General features: G+C 57.7%; 20 protein-coding genes and 1 tRNA gene. 2 read left to right on the top strand and 19 right to left on the bottom strand.

Annotated features, from left to right (window positions below; genetic code table 11):
- Window position 1 precedes the first annotated feature (1 nt).
- From HMPREF1147_RS03050 to rny, 4 genes are all read right to left on the bottom strand, one after another.
- Window positions 2-793 carry a TIGR00282 family metallophosphoesterase gene (locus HMPREF1147_RS03050; protein WP_009657613.1) on the bottom strand — a complete coding sequence of 264 codons (792 nt, stop codon included), beginning with the start codon at window positions 791-793 and terminating at the stop codon, window positions 2-4.
- A 38-nt stretch (window positions 794-831) separates the two neighbouring features.
- A complete protein-coding gene (locus HMPREF1147_RS03045) occupies window positions 832-1,392 on the bottom strand; it encodes a hypothetical protein (protein ID WP_009438612.1) in 561 nt (186 codons plus the stop codon).
- Window positions 1,393-1,424: 32 nt separating this feature from the next.
- On the bottom strand, window positions 1,425-3,200 hold the full coding sequence (locus HMPREF1147_RS03040; protein WP_009657634.1) for a diguanylate cyclase: 1,776 nt from the start codon (window positions 3,198-3,200) through the stop codon (window positions 1,425-1,427).
- Window positions 3,201-3,274: 74 nt separating this feature from the next.
- Window positions 3,275-4,819 carry a ribonuclease Y gene (gene rny, locus HMPREF1147_RS03035; protein WP_009657692.1) on the bottom strand — a complete coding sequence of 515 codons (1,545 nt, stop codon included), beginning with the start codon at window positions 4,817-4,819 and terminating at the stop codon, window positions 3,275-3,277.
- A 221-nt stretch (window positions 4,820-5,040) separates the two neighbouring features.
- On the opposite strand from rny, the gene HMPREF1147_RS03030 reads away from it, so the two are divergent.
- Complete coding sequence (locus HMPREF1147_RS03030) at window positions 5,041-6,117, top strand: M48 family metallopeptidase (protein WP_037350338.1); 1,077 nt, start codon at window positions 5,041-5,043, stop codon at window positions 6,115-6,117.
- 370 nt (window positions 6,118-6,487) lie between these two features.
- Here the strand turns inward: HMPREF1147_RS03030 and HMPREF1147_RS03025 are convergent, their stop codons facing one another.
- The 5 genes from HMPREF1147_RS03025 to HMPREF1147_RS03005 form a co-directional block, all read right to left on the bottom strand.
- Window positions 6,488-6,943, bottom strand: coding sequence for a hypothetical protein (locus tag HMPREF1147_RS03025; protein WP_009657655.1), 456 nt, complete (start codon window positions 6,941-6,943; stop codon window positions 6,488-6,490).
- A 10-nt stretch (window positions 6,944-6,953) separates the two neighbouring features.
- A complete protein-coding gene (gene floA / locus HMPREF1147_RS03020) occupies window positions 6,954-7,952 on the bottom strand; it encodes a flotillin-like protein FloA (RefSeq protein ID WP_009438743.1) in 999 nt (332 codons plus the stop codon).
- Window positions 7,953-7,990: 38 nt separating this feature from the next.
- Entirely contained in the window at window positions 7,991-8,623 is a 633-nt protein-coding gene (locus HMPREF1147_RS03015; RefSeq protein ID WP_009657688.1) for an NfeD family protein, read from the bottom strand.
- Between the two features lie 85 nt (window positions 8,624-8,708).
- Window positions 8,709-8,785, bottom strand: a tRNA-Pro gene (locus HMPREF1147_RS03010).
- A 35-nt stretch (window positions 8,786-8,820) separates the two neighbouring features.
- Window positions 8,821-9,537, bottom strand: a complete 717-nt coding sequence (locus HMPREF1147_RS03005; RefSeq protein ID WP_009657644.1) for a hypothetical protein — start codon at window positions 9,535-9,537, stop codon at window positions 8,821-8,823.
- On the opposite strand from HMPREF1147_RS03005, the gene HMPREF1147_RS03000 reads away from it, so the two are divergent.
- Complete coding sequence (locus tag HMPREF1147_RS03000) at window positions 9,538-9,768, top strand: hypothetical protein (protein WP_050992862.1); 231 nt, start codon at window positions 9,538-9,540, stop codon at window positions 9,766-9,768.
- Here HMPREF1147_RS03000 and HMPREF1147_RS02995 read toward each other — a convergent pair.
- The 10 genes from HMPREF1147_RS02995 to HMPREF1147_RS02950 are packed head-to-tail and all read right to left on the bottom strand — an operon-like array spanning window position 9,758 to window position 18,002.
- Complete coding sequence (locus HMPREF1147_RS02995; RefSeq protein ID WP_009438933.1) at window positions 9,758-10,093, bottom strand: hypothetical protein; 336 nt, start codon at window positions 10,091-10,093, stop codon at window positions 9,758-9,760. The two genes, HMPREF1147_RS03000 and HMPREF1147_RS02995, sit on opposite strands and share 11 nt — an antisense overlap.
- Window positions 10,094-10,110: 17 nt before the next feature.
- Window positions 10,111-11,727, bottom strand: a complete 1,617-nt coding sequence (locus HMPREF1147_RS02990) for a FapA family protein (RefSeq protein ID WP_037351074.1) — start codon at window positions 11,725-11,727, stop codon at window positions 10,111-10,113.
- A 56-nt stretch (window positions 11,728-11,783) separates the two neighbouring features.
- On the bottom strand, window positions 11,784-12,524 hold the full coding sequence (locus HMPREF1147_RS02985; protein ID WP_009349237.1) for a FliA/WhiG family RNA polymerase sigma factor: 741 nt from the start codon (window positions 12,522-12,524) through the stop codon (window positions 11,784-11,786).
- Window positions 12,525-12,560: 36 nt separating this feature from the next.
- Window positions 12,561-12,962 (bottom strand): hypothetical protein, encoded by a 402-nt coding sequence (locus tag HMPREF1147_RS02980; protein ID WP_009438693.1) that lies wholly within the window; start codon window positions 12,960-12,962, stop codon window positions 12,561-12,563.
- Window positions 12,963-12,978: 16 nt separating this feature from the next.
- Complete coding sequence (locus tag HMPREF1147_RS02975; protein WP_009657676.1) at window positions 12,979-13,464, bottom strand: chemotaxis protein CheD; 486 nt, start codon at window positions 13,462-13,464, stop codon at window positions 12,979-12,981.
- A gap of 1 nt (window position 13,465) precedes the next feature.
- Window positions 13,466-14,089, bottom strand: a complete 624-nt coding sequence (locus tag HMPREF1147_RS02970) for a chemotaxis protein CheC (protein WP_009438627.1) — start codon at window positions 14,087-14,089, stop codon at window positions 13,466-13,468.
- Window positions 14,090-14,125: 36 nt separating this feature from the next.
- On the bottom strand, window positions 14,126-14,599 hold the full coding sequence (locus HMPREF1147_RS02965) for a chemotaxis protein CheW (protein WP_009657689.1): 474 nt from the start codon (window positions 14,597-14,599) through the stop codon (window positions 14,126-14,128).
- 18 nt (window positions 14,600-14,617) lie between these two features.
- Window positions 14,618-16,669 carry a chemotaxis protein CheA gene (locus HMPREF1147_RS02960; RefSeq protein ID WP_009657662.1) on the bottom strand — a complete coding sequence of 684 codons (2,052 nt, stop codon included), beginning with the start codon at window positions 16,667-16,669 and terminating at the stop codon, window positions 14,618-14,620.
- An 18-nt stretch (window positions 16,670-16,687) separates the two neighbouring features.
- On the bottom strand, window positions 16,688-17,317 hold the full coding sequence (locus tag HMPREF1147_RS02955; protein ID WP_009438902.1) for a CheB methylesterase domain-containing protein: 630 nt from the start codon (window positions 17,315-17,317) through the stop codon (window positions 16,688-16,690).
- Entirely contained in the window at window positions 17,310-18,002 is a 693-nt protein-coding gene (locus HMPREF1147_RS02950; RefSeq protein WP_009438942.1) for a flagellar brake protein, read from the bottom strand. The genes HMPREF1147_RS02955 and HMPREF1147_RS02950 overlap by 8 nt, the downstream gene beginning before the upstream one ends.
- Window positions 18,003-18,010: the final 8 nt, after the last annotated feature.

Raw genomic sequence — 18,010 nt, 5'->3', positions numbered from 1 at the left:
CCTAAGTTTGAGGCTGTTCGTCCCGAATTAATACACGTTCAATGGTCGTACGGCGCCTTTGCACGTCGTCGATATCCACGATGACGGCAGCATACTCCGCCGCCCCCTCCGCCATCTCGAAGCGTACAGGCATCCCCGACAGAAACTTCCTCAAAACGAGATCAGTGCGCACGCCGAGAATGGAATCCTGCACCCCGACCATACCGAGATCCGTGATGTACGCCGTACCGTGCGGCAAAATCCGCTCGTCCGCCGTCTGTACGTGTGTATGCGTGCCGACGACAACATCCGCACGCCCGTCAAGATAATAGCCCATCGCGAGCTTTTCGGAGGTCGTTTCCGCATGAAAGTCAAGGACGAAAATATCTGCGCGGTCGCCGATCTCTGCGATCAGCTCCTCCGCCTTTTGAAACGGGCAGTCCATCGGCGGCATAAAGGAGCGTCCCGATAGATTCATGACCGCAATGTTCCGCGCCTTGAACGGAAAAATGCAGTACCCCTGCCCCGGTGTCCCCTCCGGATAGTTGGCGGGACGCACGAGAAACGGCTCGTCGTCGATGAAGTCGAAGACTTCTTTTTTATCCCACACATGGTTGCCGGAGGTCACAATATCCGCACCGCCCGCATAGAGCTCATCCAACGCCTTGCGCGTAAAGCCCTTGCCCCCGGCGCAGTTCTCTCCGTTGACAATCACGACGTCTATTTTTCGCTCCGTGCGGAGCCGCGGCGTATGCGTGCGGAAGGCGCGGCGCCCCGCACGTCCGACGACATCTCCGACCAACATGATGCGCACGCGATTTCTCCTTTACAGCAGCACGATAAATAATCTGCTCACGAACGATTGTAAACAACAACCTGATCATGCTCGCGAATACCGACCAGACGGTCATGCAGCGGAATATCCCGCACGGCAACGAGCATCCGCTCGAGGGTCTCGTGCTGGAGGCTGCTGAACTCAGTGTCAAGCACATCCATATTGTGCGGATCGACGAGGAGCTGATCCCCAAATTTGTCCGTCATAAGGCGCACAATGAGACTTAGCTCACGTTCAGTCAGTTCCGTCATGGGGCGCAGGAGATGCAGCATCGTGAGTGCATCGTAGCGCTCATATGCCGTCTGCGACTCGCACAGAATCCCGTCCTCCAGTGCGTGATAAGTCTCGATGCTCTCGATCAAAAATACCGAAAACGTATCCATTTCCGCGTCGGACACTGCCGCGCGAATGGTAAAATCAAGGGTCAGCCCGCCGCCGGCGGGATCATATGAAACGGAAGCGATCTCCGGGAAACAAACGAGCATGGAGGCAAGCAGCTGCACGCCGGGGCGTGCCTGTTCGCGCGTCTGTCTGCCGTTTTTTCGCGGAGCGAAATGCCTGCGCAAAAAATCAAACATGGTATGCTCTCCCCATCACACTAATTTCTTTTCTATTCACCCTGCCATACTTTCCCCAGGCCAAGACAGTAGACCGCATTGCGCCCTTCTTTCTTTGCCCTGTAGAGTGCTTCGTCCGCATTCTTAAAGAGCTGCAGCTCGTTGTCACGCTCCGGATCAAAATGGGCGACGCCGATACTGACCGTCACATTGCCGTCAAACGCCATCTTTGCCGCCTCGACGCGCCGGCGGATTCGTTCGCCCACGCGCCCCGCAAGCTCGAGCGTGGCGCCCTGCAGGATGACAAAGAACTCGTCTCCGCCCCAACGGCAGCCCGCATCCGAGCCGCGGATGGTGCCCGAAATGGCGTCTGCAACCGTCAGCAGCACTTTGTCCCCAACATCATGCCCATAGGTATCGTTGACGCCCTTAAAGTGATCAATATCCATCAGCATGACGGTCAGCAGCGTCCGATTCTCCTGTGCGTCGCGCACTGCCTCTTGGAGCAGCCGCTCCATCTCACGGCGGTTGAGCAGGTTCGTCAGCGCATCGCGGCTTGCCAGCTGGCTCAGCCGACGGTTGGCACTGTTCAGTTCCTCCTCCGTAACGCGGACAAAATGCGACATGAAGGCAATCATCTTGCGGTTGTAGGAGAGCTGCGCCACGCGTTTGGGATGCAGCTCTACATCGCAGACGCCCTCGGCGTTCTCCTTCATGCCGACCAGCATGACATTCAGCTGCGCGGCGACAATTTTTCTCCCCGCGCGGCGCACCTCGCCAAACATGAAGGATGCTGCGGCGGGAAACGCCGCACATGCGCCAAGCTCGCTCGTCACGTCATCACCGAGCAGAAGATAATGCCCGACACACGCCGCCCCCATAACTACCTGCGGCGAAAAATCCGCCATGTAATGCGCGTTCTTCGCCGCCGTCGAGAGAATTGCATAGGGATCGCCATATGCAAGGCGCAGCTTCGTCCCCTTTGCAATGGGAACGCCAAAGGTCAGCTCTCCGCTGCCCTCCTCGATTTTAATCGGTACACGCGCGGAGATCGACCCATCCTCCTCTTCAAAGCAGAGGGGAAAGAGCGCGGCGTCCGCGCCGAAATTATCGTCGCCCTTAATACCGAAATATCGTTCGTAAATTTTAAGCGGCATATCGCCGTCGAGCTCTTTAATCGTGCAGCCGTCCACGTGGGTCGCCACGATCTCACGCCCGAGCATGTTCCAGCCAAAATTGCGCGTCACGCACGCCGCAAGAGTCTCCCCTCCAAAGACGACGGCGAGCGTTCCCTGAGTCATTTCCTCATCATCCGCAAGGATATAACCGCGTGCCTGCATCGGCGCGGCATCGACAAACGCCCCGAACACTTCAATACGCTCGTCAATATCCGAAAACGACGCAAGAATATCGTCAATCCGATCTATCATACCGACGACAAAAAAACCTGCCAGTTTCGTATGGGGACGCTCTGCCACAAAATCTACAAAGTGCCTTTTCGTCGCTTCGTCCGCAGTCTCTGAGCGGATCATGAGGAAATCCGCCTGTGAGGACTCGAACGTGAGGAACACGAGCATAATTCCGTCGTTATCAAGGTGCATCTCCGCCATTTTGAGTGCGGACGTATGAACGAGAATCCGCGCCGCAGGAAAGAGTTCCCTCATGCTGTCCCTCAGGGCGCGGGCATCCTCAATCGGCACTGAACACGGCAGCACCGCCGTGATGAGGAGTGTTTCTATATGAGGGAGCCGGTCAAGTTTTTCCTTTGCCTTCTCCGCCGTCCGGCGGACATCCTCCGCCCTTGCGGCAATATATGATAGTTGCTGCATAATGTCCCTTTTTCAAACAAGAGGTGCATGCCTCCCCCACACGCCCCCCCTCGGGCGCCATAACGCTAGTCCCGTTATTTTGCGTAGTCAACGACACGGGTCTCACGGATCACCGTGGCCTTGATCTGTCCCGGATATTCGAGATCCCCCTCGATCTTCTTTACGATATTATGAACAAGCACCGCGGCGCCCGCATCGTCCACCTTATCCGGCTGAACCATGACGCGAATCTCACGCCCCGCCTGAATGGCAAAGCAGCGCTCCACGCCATCAAACGACTCGGCGATCTCCTCGAGTGCCTTGAGCCGTTTGATATAGGACTCAAGACTCTCGCGACGCGCGCCCGGCCGTGCCGCAGAGACGGCATCCGCCGCTGCAACAAGAACAGCTTCGACGGTCGTCGCCTCGACATCGCCGTGATGCGATGCGATGATGTTGATGACTTCCTTCGACTCACGGTACTTGCGTGCGAGATCGGCGCCGACCGTCACATGGGGTCCCTCTACTTCATGGCTGACCGCCTTGCCGATGTCGTGCAGCAGGCCGCCGCGTTTCGCGAGCATAACGTCGCATTCGAGTTCCGCCGCCATGAGTCCCGCCAGATGGGCAACCTCAATGGAGTGGGCAAGGACGTTCTGTCCGTAGCTTGTACGGTAACGCATACGTCCGAGCAGACGCACGAGCTCCGGATGAATGCCATGGACGCCCGTTTCGAACGTCGCCTGTTCGCCCGCATCCTTGATGCGCTGATCGACTTCGCGCCGCGCCTTCTCAATCATCTCTTCGATGCGGGCGGGATGGATCCGCCCGTCCTGAATGAGTTTTTCAAGCGCGATACGCGCAATCTCGCGGCGCACGGGGTCGAATCCGGAGAGGATCACCGCTTCAGGCGTATCATCGATGATGAGATCAATGCCTGTGAGTGTCTCAATCGTGCGAATATTTCGTCCCTCACGTCCGATGATACGCCCCTTCATCTCATCGTTCGGGAGCGCAACGACGGATACTGTCGTCTCTGCGACATGATCCGCCGCACAGCGCTGAATGGCAATGCTTAGAATCTCGCGTGCTGCCTTATCGGCCTCCTCTTTCGTCTCGCGGATGTACTCCTTGATCTTGCGTGCCTTCTCATGCTTTAGCTCTTCTTCCGCCTCCGCCATGAGCACGGTACGTGCATCCTCGGATGTCAGCCCCGAGATGCGCTCGAGTTCCGCACGCTGATTTTCATAAAGTGCGTCAACTTCCGCCTGCGCCTTTTCAATGCGTGCCTCCTTGCGGGAAAGCCCTTCCTCTTTCTTCTCGATCGATTCGAGCTTGCGGTCGAGATTCTCTTCCTTTTGTATCGCACGGCGCTCGAGACGCTGGAGCTCGCTCCGGCGTTCCTTGGCGTCGCGTTCAATGTCCTGCTGGCGGCGCTGAATCTCCTCCTTCGCCTCTAACAGGGCTTCCTTCTGCTTTGTCTCGGCGCGCTTTTCCGCGTCCTCAACAATGCGTTTTGCTTCGTTCTCGGCTGATCCTATTTTAGCTTCCGCCGTACGCATACGCGCATAGTATCCTGCGCCTGCACCGACGATAACAGCAATAATTACCGCTAATAGTTCAGTAACGATAACGGCCACCTCCTCGTTTTCAAAGTTCCAATTTATTGCTAGAAAATACTCCCATTCATTTTAATAGTTTTTGACAATAGTGTCAAGAATGCAATCCATGCTCTTATCGCTCCGGCCGCCCACGATATTTTAATCTTTCTCGTAAAAAAAATGACGTTTCTACTATAGACAATTACATGGGAATTTGTTTATACTTTATTCATGTGTTCACAGGAAAAGGAGGGAATATGATGCGGAAAAATAAGTTTCTGCGCGGCGGTGTGACGCTCGCCGTCTCGCTCTCTATGGCGGCGGGCGTGACGCTCGGCACGCCTGCGGTGGCCGAGGCAGGCATCGGCAATATCATCGGCGCCGTCATAGGCGGTACGATCGCAGCGTCCGAAATGAACAAACAAATCAAGTACTACAATACGACGGAAGAGGGGCGCCAGGCACTCTTTGGAGAGCTTCAGGAGAAATACGGCGTCTATTACGGTACGGCACGCAACGAGCAGCTGCACCGTATTTTTTCAAATCTCACCGCAGCGATCGGCGCAACGGATCCCACGATTTACGACCGCCCGTACAATTACTTCATCAACAATGACGAGAGCTTCAACGCATTCTGCACGCTCGGGCACAATATGAGCGTCAACGTTGGTCTCTACGACTATCTGACGAACGAGGACGAGATTGCCGTCGTCCTCGCACACGAGATGGGTCACGGACAGAAGGATCATCCCGCGAAAGGGATGAAGAGCTCCCTCGGTCCCGCCATCCTTGCCAGCGCAACGGGCACGGTACTCGGAGCCATCGCTGCGAACATTTGGAGCGGACAGGGACTCACAAAACCGATGGAATGGGAAGCGGACAATCTTGCTTTTGAGTATCTGTCGCACTCAAACTACAATCCGGGTGCGACCGCAGCCGTTTGGCAGCGCATGATCGATCTGCAGGGAAACAATCCTGCGAACGTGTTCAAGATCATGTCCGGTGCCGCCGATCATCCGTCAAATGTAGCGCGCCGCGACAACTATGCGAAAAAACTGACGGCAATGAGCGGCGGTCATGTTGCTGTGGATAATGGTACCGTTCAGATCAACAAAAAGGAGTTCATCGCTCCTGCCGCTGCCGGGGACATGACCTCTGCCGAGCGTGCCTACTTCGTTATGGGCAATCTTGCCGCCGCGTATAAGAACGGACATGCTCGCTCCGAAGCATATGCCAGCGGCAATACCGTCATGCTCGGCGCACAGCCCATCATGACGGCGACCGGTAATGACCGCAGTGCAGCAGAGATCGCCGCACTTTTGAATCAAATTAAGTAAATCCGGAAAACGGCATCAAAAAAGAGACGATTGCAGCGTGCAGTCGTCTCTTTTTTTGATCGTCCGGCGCAGGATTTTCGCGCCCAGCGTTGTCATTTCCTCGCCGCGCCAAGGAAGCTCCCACGATGCGTGGATATACAACAGCGTACGCGCACAACATGTGTATCGCGACGTATGACGTACGGCGAGGGGTGTATTATCGCAGCCGCGGAGCATTCCCCCCAACGGGGCGGTACGGCACGGAGGCCTTCAAGGTCGGACAATGTAAGACCGCCGCTTTGCAGTCCATGGTGCGCAGCGGCAAGAAATATACCCCAAGCCGTGCTAAAACGCTAGCCCCATATAATACACAGCGAGGCGAGATAGGGTGTCACCGCCGTCGAAGTGACAGCGGTTTGCCCAGCACCTCCGCCATCACTACCGCCTGCTGCATCGCGGCAGGCGTTATCTGCGGCAGGATGCGGTGCGGGACGCGCCGCCGTGCAAACACCGCTGCCGCTGCCTTCTCTGCGGCGGCACGGCGCTGTTCTTCTTCTCTGTGGCGGCGTCTTTGCCGCTCCTCTTCGCGCCGTGCTTCCTCCCATGCCGCACGCATCTCTTCCTGCGCGCGCAGGACACCGGTATCTATTGCGGGCTGTACTTCCTGCGGCACATTGCGCATCGGCGGGATTTCAAATCGCGCCCCCTCTTCCCGGCGCTCCACCTTCGTCGTTGGCTTAGGAATTTCATGCGGGAGTGTCGGCGGGGGCACTTTTTTCTTTCCACGAATCTTATCATCAAGCAGTGATGCGATAACCGCGATCACAATGAGCAGAAGATACTCCATCTCGCTCTCCTCACTTCACGGGCGGCGTTGGATGTTTCTCATCGGTCTTGCCCGCCGTGCTGATGGCGTGACGCATATCCGTATCCGACTGGATGTTGTTGAGCTGATAGTAGTCCATGACGCCGAGCTTGCCTTCGCGCAGCGCCTGTGCCATCGCGTGCGGCACTTCTGCCTGCGCCTCGACGACCTTGGCCTCCATCTCCTGCGTATAGGCCTTCATCTCCTGCTCGCGTGCGACCGCCATCGCGCGGCGCTCCTCCGCCTTTGCCTGCGCGATGCGCTTATCCGCCTCCGCCTGATCGGTCTGGAGCTCCGCACCGATGTTCCGCCCGACGTCGACGTCCGCAATATCAATGGAAAGGATTTCAAATGCCGTGCCCGCATCAAGCCCTTTGTCCAGCACGGTCTTGGAGATGTCGTCGGGGTTCGCGAGCACGTCGTTGTGGCTCTCCGAGGAGCCGACCGTCGTAACGATGCCCTCACCGACGCGCGCGATGATAGTCGGCTCGCCCGCACCGCCGACGAGACGGTCGATGTTCGCACGCACGGTAACGCGCGCCTTGATCTTCAGCTCGATGCCGTTCGCCGCGACTGCAGAGACAATCGGCGTCTCAATGACCTTCGGATTGACGCTCATCTGCACGGCGTCAAGCACGTCACGCCCCGCAAGGTCGATCGCCGCCGCCCGTTCAAAGGGGAGCGCGATCTGTGCGCGGTGCGATGCGATGAGCGCGTCGACAACCTTGTCCACGTTGCCGCCCGCAAGGTAATGCGCCTCAAGCTGATTGACGCTGACGTCAAGCCCCGCCTTGTTTGCCTTGATGAGCGGCAGGACGATGCGGCTCGGCGGCACGCGGCGCAGACGCATTCCAATGAGCGACATGATGCCGACGGATACGTTTGCCGAAATGGCAGATACCCAAAGTCCAAGCGGTACAAAGTGAAGGAAGATCGATACCGCAAGAACGACGATGATAATGAGGAATGCTCCTCCGAACAGTGATCCCATAAAAACCTCCTGAACAATACCGTCATACAATGCGTGCGCTATACAGGGCGCACGACAACGCGGCTGCCGCTGACGGACAGAACGACAACCTGCGTTCCCTTCTTGATAAACGCGCCCTCCGATACCACGTCGACGGGGCTTCCGTCGATGCGCACCGTTCCCGAGGGGCGCAGCTCGGTGATCACTTCGCCGACTTTGCCTACGAGTTCGGAATGATCCTCGGCGCTTATAAAGCCGCGCTCAGACCGCGAGCTGTCGTGCAGGACAACCTTGTTCCAAAGCCTGCTCGACGGCAGGCGCGAGACGATGAGCATGAAAGCGGCGATGGAGATGAGGAGCGCGATCCCAAGTGCCGCGAGTGCGCCGATGTCGCCGCCGAGCGCGAGCACGATGCTGTAAAGCATCGCCGCGACGCCGAGCCCTGCAAGCAGTCCCACCGTAGGCAGCAGGATCTCCACAATGATCATCAGGACACCCGCAAGGAACACCGCGATATGATAGAACTCTACGAGTCCGCGGGTATAATGGCTGCCCCAAAATACGCCCGCCGCAACAAGTCCTAGAAGTACGCCGACGCCGAGTCCCCCCGTCTTGACCTCCACCATGACAGAGAGGAACATGACGGCGACGAGAAGCACCTGTACTGCACCGATATCGACAATAAAATCCATATGGGATCGCCTCCTTTTTCTGCCCATGTACCTCTATAACAAAAAAGCTCCGCGCAGCCCCGCGCGGAGTCCCTATGCAGAAAAATGGTCGGAACGACGAGATTTGAACTCACGACCTCTTCCACCCCAAGGAAGCGCTCTACCAAACTGAGCTACGTCCCGAACGAATGATATTATAGCCGTATTTCGCCTTTTTGTCAATCCCTTGCAGTCATTTGCTTCATCAGGCGCAGCGCACCGATCTCAACGCCCGTCTCGCGTGCCACCTGCTCGATCGTACGTCCCGCGCGCAGGAGAGCGCGGGCCTTGCCGATCGCCTCGTCCTCGGGCGGCAGTGGTTCCTCTGCCGGAGCTGCTGCGCTCGGCTCTGCGGTCTGCATTGCCTGCACCCGTGCGGTAAGGAGGGCATCGTCATGCGGGCGTCCGCTGCTCTCGGGCATCTGACGCAGATACGCATCCGCACGGCTGCGCGGAGAGAGCGGCACCGGCTGCATGGGCGGCGGCTGAATTGCCGGCGTATTCTGCTGCACTACGGGCGATGCGGCTGTCTGTACCGTGACGGGAGGCATCGTCTCCGCCGTACCGCGCGCCTGCTCGCGCAGGATCGACTGATGAAGCACTGCAGCGAAGTCATCTCCGTCCACACGCTGCGCGGAGGCTTCTCCGACGGGCGGCAAGGGCATGGTCTGCATCGCCTGCGGCACTGTCATCTGTACTGCCGTCTGCTGTACGGGTATTTGCGCCGACGTCTGCGGCACAGGCTGCGCGTTTTGTCCCAAATCGCGCAGACGCCGCTCAAGCTCTTCGATGCGCTGGCGCAGTGCCCACTCGAGCCGCTGCGCGTCCGCAACACGCGTCTCAAGGCGCACACGCCGATCGTCAGCCTCGCGCAGAAGCCCTTCGAGCTTTGTCACATGACTTCCCAGCCGCTTGATGATGGTATCCGCAGACTGTTGGAGTTCTTTTTTCAGCTTCTCGATCGAAACGGCAAGATCCTCCTCGTCCTCTTCGCTGCGCTGACGGCGATGGATGACGAAGCGGACGATGAGCAGGAGGACGGCGCCGAGTATGATGAGCGCGCCGAGGATTTCAGTAATGGAAATGATGACCGGACGCCTCCCTTATCCGTATGTGTTAGAAACTGATGTCAAGATGCACGCCGCGGCTCGGATCAGCGGCAAGCCGCTGCAAAAGCTCGACTCCTTGATCTTCACCGCCGTCTCTGCGGCGCCGCCCGTCACCGCCTCGCCCCTGACGCCGCTCCCGCTCAGGGTCGTCCTTGACACGCGCGTCTGCGCTCGCCTCTTCCTTGGCGCGTACCTGCTTTCGGGCAAGCTCCGCGTCCTCCTTTTGCCGGATGGACTCAAAGCTCTGCTGGATGTTGACCTGATTCTGCATGTTGCTCTGGACATTCCCTGCCTCGTTGGACTGCGGGAACATCATCTGCATACTGATAGGAGTGACATTCATAGCGGCACCTGCCTCTCTTAAAGGATCGCTGTAACGATTTCTCCATCCACCATGCGCATCTTCGTATGCCGAAGTTCCTCCTCAACCTTACGCTTGACACCGTTGAGCGAGATGTTGACCCCCGGGAAAATCGTGTCCGTCGCGGAGACGCTCCCCTGCTTCATCTCGTCCAGCTCCACGCGCATAGCGGCAAGTTCCTCCTGCATCTGCTTGATCTTCCCTGCGAGCGGGAACTGCACTTTCGTCAATTGCAGCATCTGCTCTTTGCGCTTATCCGAGAGCTTCGACATATCCTGCTTCTTAAGGGTTTCAAGGGACAGCTTGATCTCGGTCAGCCGCTTCTCATCCTCTTTGCACTCTTTTTCAAGTGCGTCATAGCGATGCTGAAGATTGGGGTCAATGCCGACAAAAATATTGGTCTGCACATAGAAGTTATTGCCGAATACGCTCGCGTGTACGGATTCCCCGGCACCCACCGAGCCGCCCGTGATGATGCCGCGCTTGCCCTCGACGGTGACGTGATGTCCCGCGCGCATCTCCGAATGGAGAACCACGTCATTGACAAAGATGTCGCGCCCGGCGGAGATGTTCGCATTCTCGACAAAGGAGATGCTGACATCTTCTTCCGCCAGGATCTTTCCGATGTTCATGCCGCGGATGCCGCCGTGGACGATGACGTTGCGCCCTGTGACCTCTGCACCGCCGACCATTCCCTTGATCTCGATATCGCCCGCCGCCTTGACAACGAATCCGCTCTCCACGTCGCCGCGAATCTCAACGCTTCCGGCAAAATCAATATTTCCCGTGCCGACGTCAACGCTCGAATCGATCACAAGATGCGGGTCGATGCTGATCTTGCCGTCGTCCACGATCTGACCGTCGATCATAGCGACGAGTTCATGGTCGTTGACGATCTTTGTGTTCTTGCCCTGCGGCAGCTGCGCGGGCTTACCCGGTTTCGGCGCGATATCCTCCCCGAATACGTTCTTCCCCGGAATACCCGGCGTCTCCGGGATGCGAACGGCAACAACATCGCCGATCTGCGCCCGGATAAAGATATTCATATCCTTGTAGTCGACGCGGTCATAGGCACGCGCGGCAGGACGCCCCTTCTCCCCCATGTCGAATTTCTTTTCGATGCGTGCATCCGTCCCTGCCTCGGGCGCTGTACCGCGCGCTGCCATAAAGGGTGTCATGCGCGATACGCCGCGGCTGATTGCCTCGCGGTCGATCCCGTAAACGATTTTCTTCTCCGCCAGCGCTTCAAGGATGTCGGCCGTGCTCGGCGGAATGTTCCCCTGTTTATCGTCGAACCGGACGGCGGCGGACATCGCGTCGCGCGCGATTTCAATGGTGAAGGGAATGATCTTATTCTCCTCCCCCTCTTCCTCCTCCGGCGCAGGGTCGAGCTTCGTCTCCGTTCCGTCCGCCGCACGCACAAGGCGCGCAAGCTGAAGGACATCGTAATCCGTTATGCCCGCGGAATCAAGGTGTTGGCGGATATCCGCCAGCTCGATGATTGCACTGTCCTCCCCCTCCGGATAGACGGTCAGATAGTTTCCATCCGCTTTCAGCGCAAGCAAAAAGCCCTCGCGCTTGCTCCCAACGGTTTTGTCCACAGGACCACGCTCCATCCTTCAAAATTGCGCTGCTGTTTCAACGATTCAACGCAATATTCCCTACAACATCCCTATTCTTCGTCATTCATCCGTGCAAGCGAGCCCCGCATTCGGAAGATTGCTTTTGTATGGAGCTGCGATATGCGCGCCTCGGAAAGGTGCAGTATCGCGGCGATTTCCTTCAGTGTCATCTCGTCGTAATAGTAAAGTGCAACGACGGTACGTTCTTTTTCCGGGAGATTTTCAATAGCGGCGGCAAGGGTTTCCTTGACCTCCGTCCACTCCGCATGTTCAACCGGTCCGTCCTCAAGAGAGACCGGGCTGTCCGTACGAAGATATTCCTCCAGCGGGATCACGGTTGCGGCGCTGACTTGACTCTCCAAATGCCGCAGCCCCTCGCGCGTAAGCCCGAGTTCTGCTGCAAGCTCCTCGTCCGTTGCAGTGCGGCCTAGTTTCCCTTCGAGACTTGCCACAGCCTTTTCATATTTCTTGATGTTTTGGCGTACGCTGACGGGAATCCAGTCTTTCGATCGCAGGTGATCGAGCATCGCGCCCCGCACACGCACACCCGCATAGGTTTCGAATTTATTGCCGCGTGTCAGTTCATAGCGCTCAATGGCGTCAAGAAGTCCAAAAAAACCGCTGCTGAGAAGATCCTCTCGATCCACATGCTGCGGCAGACTGATGGCAATCCGCCCGGCAACAAGACGAACGAGCGGCAAATAATATTCTGCAATGCGGTTGCGCACCTCCACGGTCTTTTCCGTGCCGTATGCCTGCCACAGTGCCTCGATGTCCTCCGTCTGCGCCATCTGATCGCCCCCTCACGCCATGCTTCCGGTTCCCATTTATGCCGGTGCCGGCATCGGTGCCCCTTCCTCCGCTGCGGCTTCTTCCGGTGTCTTCATGTGAACGAGCTCTTCTTCCACGAGCGGCTTAAACGCCATAGGCTCTGCAAAGTCCTGCGGAGCCCCGTCCGCCGCGCCCACGGAGTCAAAATCGATGTCGTCCGCATTGTAGAGTACGCTCTGCATGTCCGACATGCGCTGCTCTGCGGTCTTATCAAACGCAGCCCAGCCCTTTGCCTCAAGGATAAATACTGTAAGATAAGTAAATGCGCCGGCACAGATAAAGCCCACAAGACTCCGCAGACACGCGGTCGAGAGCCGTACGCCGCCGATCAGTCCGGTCAGGAATATCACGAGCGCCGCAATCACGGCAAAGACAAGCGCCATACCGAGTTTGAACATAGATCTTCACCTGCCCCTATATCGTTTTATCTCCCTTGCTGACGGTCTTTACCGTATAGGTGCCGTCGTTTAAGTCAATCGCGACCGTGCGTCCATAATTGAGTCCGGTATCCTCCGCAATGAGGCGGATCCCATGCTGTGCCAAGAGCTCCTTTGCCGCCTGTGCATTGCGCTCTCCGACGCGCATAACGCTTGTCGTATTCGAGAACGCAAACATCTGCGCGCCGCCCGCAATCTTTGCCACAAGGCGTGATTTGACTGCGCCAAGTTTCAAAACATCGGCCAGCATCAGGGGGAATCCCGTGTCGATAAATTTTGCCGGCGTGTCGGACGCACGCGCCTGCTTGCTGTCCGGCAGCATGTAGTGGAGCAGTCCGCCGACTTTTGCCTTCGGGTCATAGAGGGAAAGTCCGATGCACGAGCCCAATCCATAGCTGATGAGGGTGGATGGAGCCGCGCCGACTTTGTAGTCGGCCATACCGACTTTTATCAAATCCGGCATATCATCCAACTCCTACCGCATTCATTATGCTGCCGAGAGATCCGGGATCCGGCACAAGGAAGAAATGTCCGCTGATGGTGCGGTCCTCAGCCTGAAAATTTGTCTCGATGAGGAGGGCATGATCTCCCATCTCGCCGAGCTGAACAAGCACCACATTGAGAATTGCTCCCGCCATATCGACGGCCAGCGCCGGAACGGACGGCAGCATGCTCATGCCCGTGAACGTATAGAACGCGTTCAAATAGGAACCGGCAAGGATGTTGCCGATCTCCATAAGCGCGGATTCATCCATCGCGTCGAGTTCAGGTGTCTCGCCGCGCTCCCGGCCAAGCAGCGTATCCGCAAGTGCAAATGCGCTTTCCCGCGGAATGAGGAAGAGAATGTTGCTCGGCGCCTTTCCGTAAACGCGCAGAAAAATACCGACGACAACCAGTTCCGGGCCGCCGACAAATTCCGGTACGTCTTCGATTTTAACGAGAGCCACATGGGGCACATTCATTTCAATGCGGTGCTGTATGAGACGGGAAAGTGCCGTCGCGGAGTTGCCCGCGCCGACGTTTCCGATCTCCTGCAGCACATCCAACTGGAGTTCCGACAGTTGGGTCAGATCATCGTCTACTGACATTATTAGCCCTACCTCTTCCCGTAGAGAAAAGACGCGTTATTTCGCTTCTTTCGGAAGCCCGACGATCTCCTCAAGATTGAGGAGCACGATGAGTCTCCCGTTGATGTTGCCGATGCCGCTGAGGAACCGGCTGCTCTCACGTGCATTCGTCGCCTTCTTCGTATCGACGGGCTCGTTCTCAAGGCTGAGCACTTCCGTCACAGCATCGACGAGCATACCGACATGCACATCGTCAACGGAAACGGTGACAATACGGGTGCGGTCTGTGTACGGCGTCTCCGCGAGCCCCAAGCGCTGCTTGAGGTCAATGACCGGGAGCACCGAGCCGCGCAGATTGATGACCCCCTTGATAAAATCTGCCGCAAACGGTACGCGCGTGATATCCGTGAGGTTGCGGATCTCCTGCACGTTCAGAATGCTGACGCCGTATTCTTCATCGCGGAGGTTGAACGCCACATACTGGTTGTTCTGCGGCATCCCCGTCTCCGTCTGATTCATTTCTTCTGCCATTTCTTTGCCCTCCCCTGCTTACTGCTGTATCATCGTTGCGACATCGAGAATCAGCGCGACCTTGCCGTCGCCGAGCACCGTAGCGCCGCCGAAAAGCTTGAGCCCTGCAAAGAGGTTCCCGAGCGTCTTGATAACGATTTCCTGCTGTCCGATGAGATTGTCCACAACGATGCCCGCCTTTGCTTCGCCCGCGTGTACGACGACGACGAAGAGTTCGTCGGAGTCCTTTGTATGCGGTACCTGCAAAGCCTCCTCCATGCGGATGATCGGGATAATCTCGCCGCGCAGGACAATGACCTCCTTGTTCTGGACGGTCTGAATATCCGACGGTTCAATGTTGATGGTACTGTCAATGGAGCCGAGCGGGATGGCGTACATCTCGTCCTGCACCTGCACGAGCATCGCCTGAATGATGGCGAGTGTCAGCGGCAGTTTGATCTTAAAGACCGAACCTTCGTCGATATGCGTCTCAACATCGACATGACCCGAGAGCGCTTCGATCTTGCTGCGCACGACGTCCATACCGACGCCGCGTCCCGAAATATCGGTGATTTGCTCCGCCGTGGAAAAGCCCGGCAGGAAGATGAGGCGAACGGCGTCCGCATCGTCGAGACGATCCGCTTCGTCCTGCGTGATCATGCCCTTTTCCACCGCCTTGCGGCGGATGACGTCGGCGTTGATGCCCGCGCCGTCGTCCGTGATCATGATGACGACGTTGTTGCCCTCATGACGCGCAATGAGCCCCACCTCACCGACGCGCGGCTTCCCTTTTGCCTCGCGCTTGTCGGGACTCTCGACACCGTGGTCGAGTGAGTTGCGGAGAAGATGCATAATCGGATCGCCGATCTCGTCGATAACGGTACGGTCAAGTTCCGTCTCCTCACCCTCGATAGTGAGGTTGATCTCTTTGCCGAGTTCCTTCGATACGTCGCGCACCATGCGCGGGAAGCGGTTGAACACGGCGCTGACAGGAACCATGCGCACCTTCATAACGATGTTCTGCAGGTCGCCCGTCACGCGATCCATCTGCTCGAGCGTCTCCATGAGATCGCTCATGCGGTGCGTCTGGCCAATCTGCTCGAGACGCACCTTATTGATCACCAGCTCGCCCATGAGGTTCATCAGCGTATCGAGCTTTTCGATATCGACGCGGACGCTCTGACTCTGGTGCTGTTTTTTCGCAGGTGCTGCCGCGGGTTTGGCGGCTGCCGGCGCGGCCTTCTTTGCCGGCTCCGCAGCTGCGGGTGCGGCAGCTGCTGCGGGTGTGGCCGCGGGCGCCGCTTCCGCCGCCTTGCCGAACTGGTCGGGATCCAGCTCCTCGACGGCAATGTCCTCGATCTCCGAAACCGTATCGACGGCGTTCTGCACTGCCTCCGCGTCGTTCGCCGTGGTGACGACAACGTCAAAACTGCGCTCAAACTTTTCCTGCTCGAGGTCTTCCGCCGCAGGGATGCTCTTAATGACATCGCCGACCTCGTCGAGGGCATGCATGACCATGACGGATCGTGCAGCCTTGAGGACACAGGTCTCCATCAGCGTCACCTTGACGTGGTAGATATGCAGCCCGGCTTCTTTCGCCTTTTTCATGACGTCGAGATCAATCTCATCGATATCGAGCTCGCTGCCTGCCGCAGCTGCTTCGGCAGGCGCAGGTGCTGCGGCGGCGGGAGCTGCCGCAGCGGGCGGCGGCGTCCCTTTGGAGATGGAGCTGAGTTTAGCGACGAGATCTGTTACGTCGACGACATCCTCCGCCTCGCCGTTGCCGACGCTGTCCACCATCTGCTCGAGTGAATCCAGACATTTGAACAGTGTGTCCATAATATCCTCGTTCAGCTTGAGCTGTTCTTTGCGGACAAGGTCAAGAACGTCCTCCATCTCATGCGTGAGCTCGGCAATCTTGGCAAATCCCATCGTCGCCGACATACCCTTGAGCGTATGTGCGTTGCGGAAGATGTCGTTGACGGCGCCGATCTCCTCCATGTTCTCTTCAAGGCGCAGCAAGCCTTCGTTGAGGGACTGCAGATGCTCGTGCGACTCGTCCAGGAACATGTCCATATACTGGTTATCCATTGATATTCCCCCTATTTCCTATCTTCTCACAGCCGCCTCGATCGCCTCGGCGATGCGCGGCAATGGGCATATCTCATCGGCAAGCCCGGCCTCGATCACGGATTTTGGCATTCCGTAAACGACACAGGTCTCTTCATCCTGCGCAATGCAGTAGCCGCCGTTGTCCTTAATTTGATGCATCCCGTCCCGGCCGTCGTGTCCCATTCCCGTGAGAATAACCGCGACGACGTCCTTGCCGAGGTGTGCCACAGATTCGTACATCACGTTGACGGCCGGTCGATGGTTGCCGACGGGCGGCTCGTCGCTGAGTGCGATGCGGCGCCCTCCCGCGTCATGCAGAATCCGCAAATGATAATTGCCCGGAGCGATGTAAACACACCCCGGCACTAGAATCTCTCCGTCGTGCGCCTCCTTTACGGAGACGGCGGCAATGCCGTCGAGCCGCGCGGCAAGCGCTGCGGTAAATCCGGCGGGCATGTGCTGAACGACGACGATGGGACACGGAAAGTCTTTTGACAGCCCCATGATGACAGTCTGCAGCGCCTGCGGGCCGCCCGTCGAAGACCCGATCACCACCAACCGCGACCGCGTGCGCGCATCGGGTGCGCCCCGATTGCCGGACTGTCGGCTGCGTCCCTGTCTAGTCATTGGTTTCGCGTCCTACCTGTGCCCGCTGTACTTGGAAGAGATAGCGAACGATCTTATCCCGCAGGGCGCGCGACAGGCTTTGGAACTGTACCCCAACGTGATACACGGGCAGATCGTCCTCCCGTTCAATGCGCGTGCAGCGCATGATACGCGACATAAGTTCCAGTGTCCCGACCCCCGGGATATCGTTGATCTCAAGCGCAGCATCCGAGTTGAGCGGAACTTGCTTCGGCCAAACGAACGCCATGCCGCTGCCGCTGAGATCAACGACGCGGACACGAACCGGCGCGTCAATCTGTCCCTCCCGGTCAACGAGGCGGACCGTGACGATAAGGTTTACCTTCACACGGAAGAGACCGCGCTTTTGGAACCGCTCGGCAATTTCAGGAATGGACATATGCAGAACAGGGAGCCGCCCATCGATCCGGCCGTGTTTCCGATAGGTGCTGAAAAAGCGAAAGTGACACCCGTCGCCTGCCGCGAGGACATAGAGATTCTCACGGGCGCGCGGGATGACCGGAACATGACGCTCATCCACCGGCATGGCAACAACGAGATCGTCTCCGACGATGTCCTCCACACGACTGCTGTAGCCGCTGGTTCCTTCCTCGCTGTTTTCAAAAAATATTTCGAGCCGCTGCCCAATGGCCAAAATATTCCTTGCCTGTACCAATTCGCCCGCCATCAAAAATA

The sequence above is a fragment of the Selenomonas sp. FOBRC9 genome (genome assembly GCF_000287655.1).
GTDB classification, from domain to species: Bacteria; Bacillota; Negativicutes; order Selenomonadales; family Selenomonadaceae; genus Centipeda; species Centipeda artemidis.
The sequence above is the reverse complement of the archived record's forward strand: the minus strand, read 5'-3'. Positions and strand labels throughout refer to the sequence as shown.

What these genes read in the sequence shown, in the direction of transcription:
- HMPREF1147_RS03040 (WP_009657634.1), bottom strand. Translation starts at nt 3,200, where the DNA reads ATGCAGCAACTATCATATATTGCCGCAAGGGCGGAGGATGTCCGCCGG.
- HMPREF1147_RS02985 (WP_009349237.1), bottom strand. Translation starts at nt 12,524, where the DNA reads ATGGCGCAGACGGAGGACATCGAGGCACTGTGGCAGGCATACGGCACG.
- HMPREF1147_RS02980 (WP_009438693.1), bottom strand. Translation starts at nt 12,962, where the DNA reads ATGTTCAAACTCGGTATGGCGCTTGTCTTTGCCGTGATTGCGGCGCTC.
- HMPREF1147_RS03045 (WP_009438612.1), bottom strand. Translation starts at nt 1,392, where the DNA reads ATGTTTGATTTTTTGCGCAGGCATTTCGCTCCGCGAAAAAACGGCAGA.
- HMPREF1147_RS02970 (WP_009438627.1), bottom strand. Translation starts at nt 14,089, where the DNA reads ATGTCAGTAGACGATGATCTGACCCAACTGTCGGAACTCCAGTTGGAT.
- HMPREF1147_RS03030 (WP_037350338.1), top strand. Translation starts at nt 5,041, where the DNA reads ATGCGGAAAAATAAGTTTCTGCGCGGCGGTGTGACGCTCGCCGTCTCG.
- HMPREF1147_RS02950 (WP_009438942.1), bottom strand. Translation starts at nt 18,002, where the DNA reads ATGGCGGGCGAATTGGTACAGGCAAGGAATATTTTGGCCATTGGGCAG.
- HMPREF1147_RS02975 (WP_009657676.1), bottom strand. Translation starts at nt 13,464, where the DNA reads ATGCCGGATTTGATAAAAGTCGGTATGGCCGACTACAAAGTCGGCGCG.
- HMPREF1147_RS02960 (WP_009657662.1), bottom strand. Translation starts at nt 16,669, where the DNA reads ATGGATAACCAGTATATGGACATGTTCCTGGACGAGTCGCACGAGCAT.
- HMPREF1147_RS03025 (WP_009657655.1), bottom strand. Translation starts at nt 6,943, where the DNA reads ATGGAGTATCTTCTGCTCATTGTGATCGCGGTTATCGCATCACTGCTT.
- HMPREF1147_RS02965 (WP_009657689.1), bottom strand. Translation starts at nt 14,599, where the DNA reads ATGGCAGAAGAAATGAATCAGACGGAGACGGGGATGCCGCAGAACAAC.
- HMPREF1147_RS02955 (WP_009438902.1), bottom strand. Translation starts at nt 17,317, where the DNA reads ATGACTAGACAGGGACGCAGCCGACAGTCCGGCAATCGGGGCGCACCC.
- HMPREF1147_RS02995 (WP_009438933.1), bottom strand. Translation starts at nt 10,093, where the DNA reads ATGAATGTCACTCCTATCAGTATGCAGATGATGTTCCCGCAGTCCAAC.
- HMPREF1147_RS02990 (WP_037351074.1), bottom strand. Translation starts at nt 11,727, where the DNA reads ATGGAGCGTGGTCCTGTGGACAAAACCGTTGGGAGCAAGCGCGAGGGC.
- floA (WP_009438743.1), bottom strand. Translation starts at nt 7,952, where the DNA reads ATGGGATCACTGTTCGGAGGAGCATTCCTCATTATCATCGTCGTTCTT.
- HMPREF1147_RS03015 (WP_009657688.1), bottom strand. Translation starts at nt 8,623, where the DNA reads ATGGATTTTATTGTCGATATCGGTGCAGTACAGGTGCTTCTCGTCGCC.
- HMPREF1147_RS03000 (WP_050992862.1), top strand. Translation starts at nt 9,538, where the DNA reads ATGACTTCCCAGCCGCTTGATGATGGTATCCGCAGACTGTTGGAGTTC.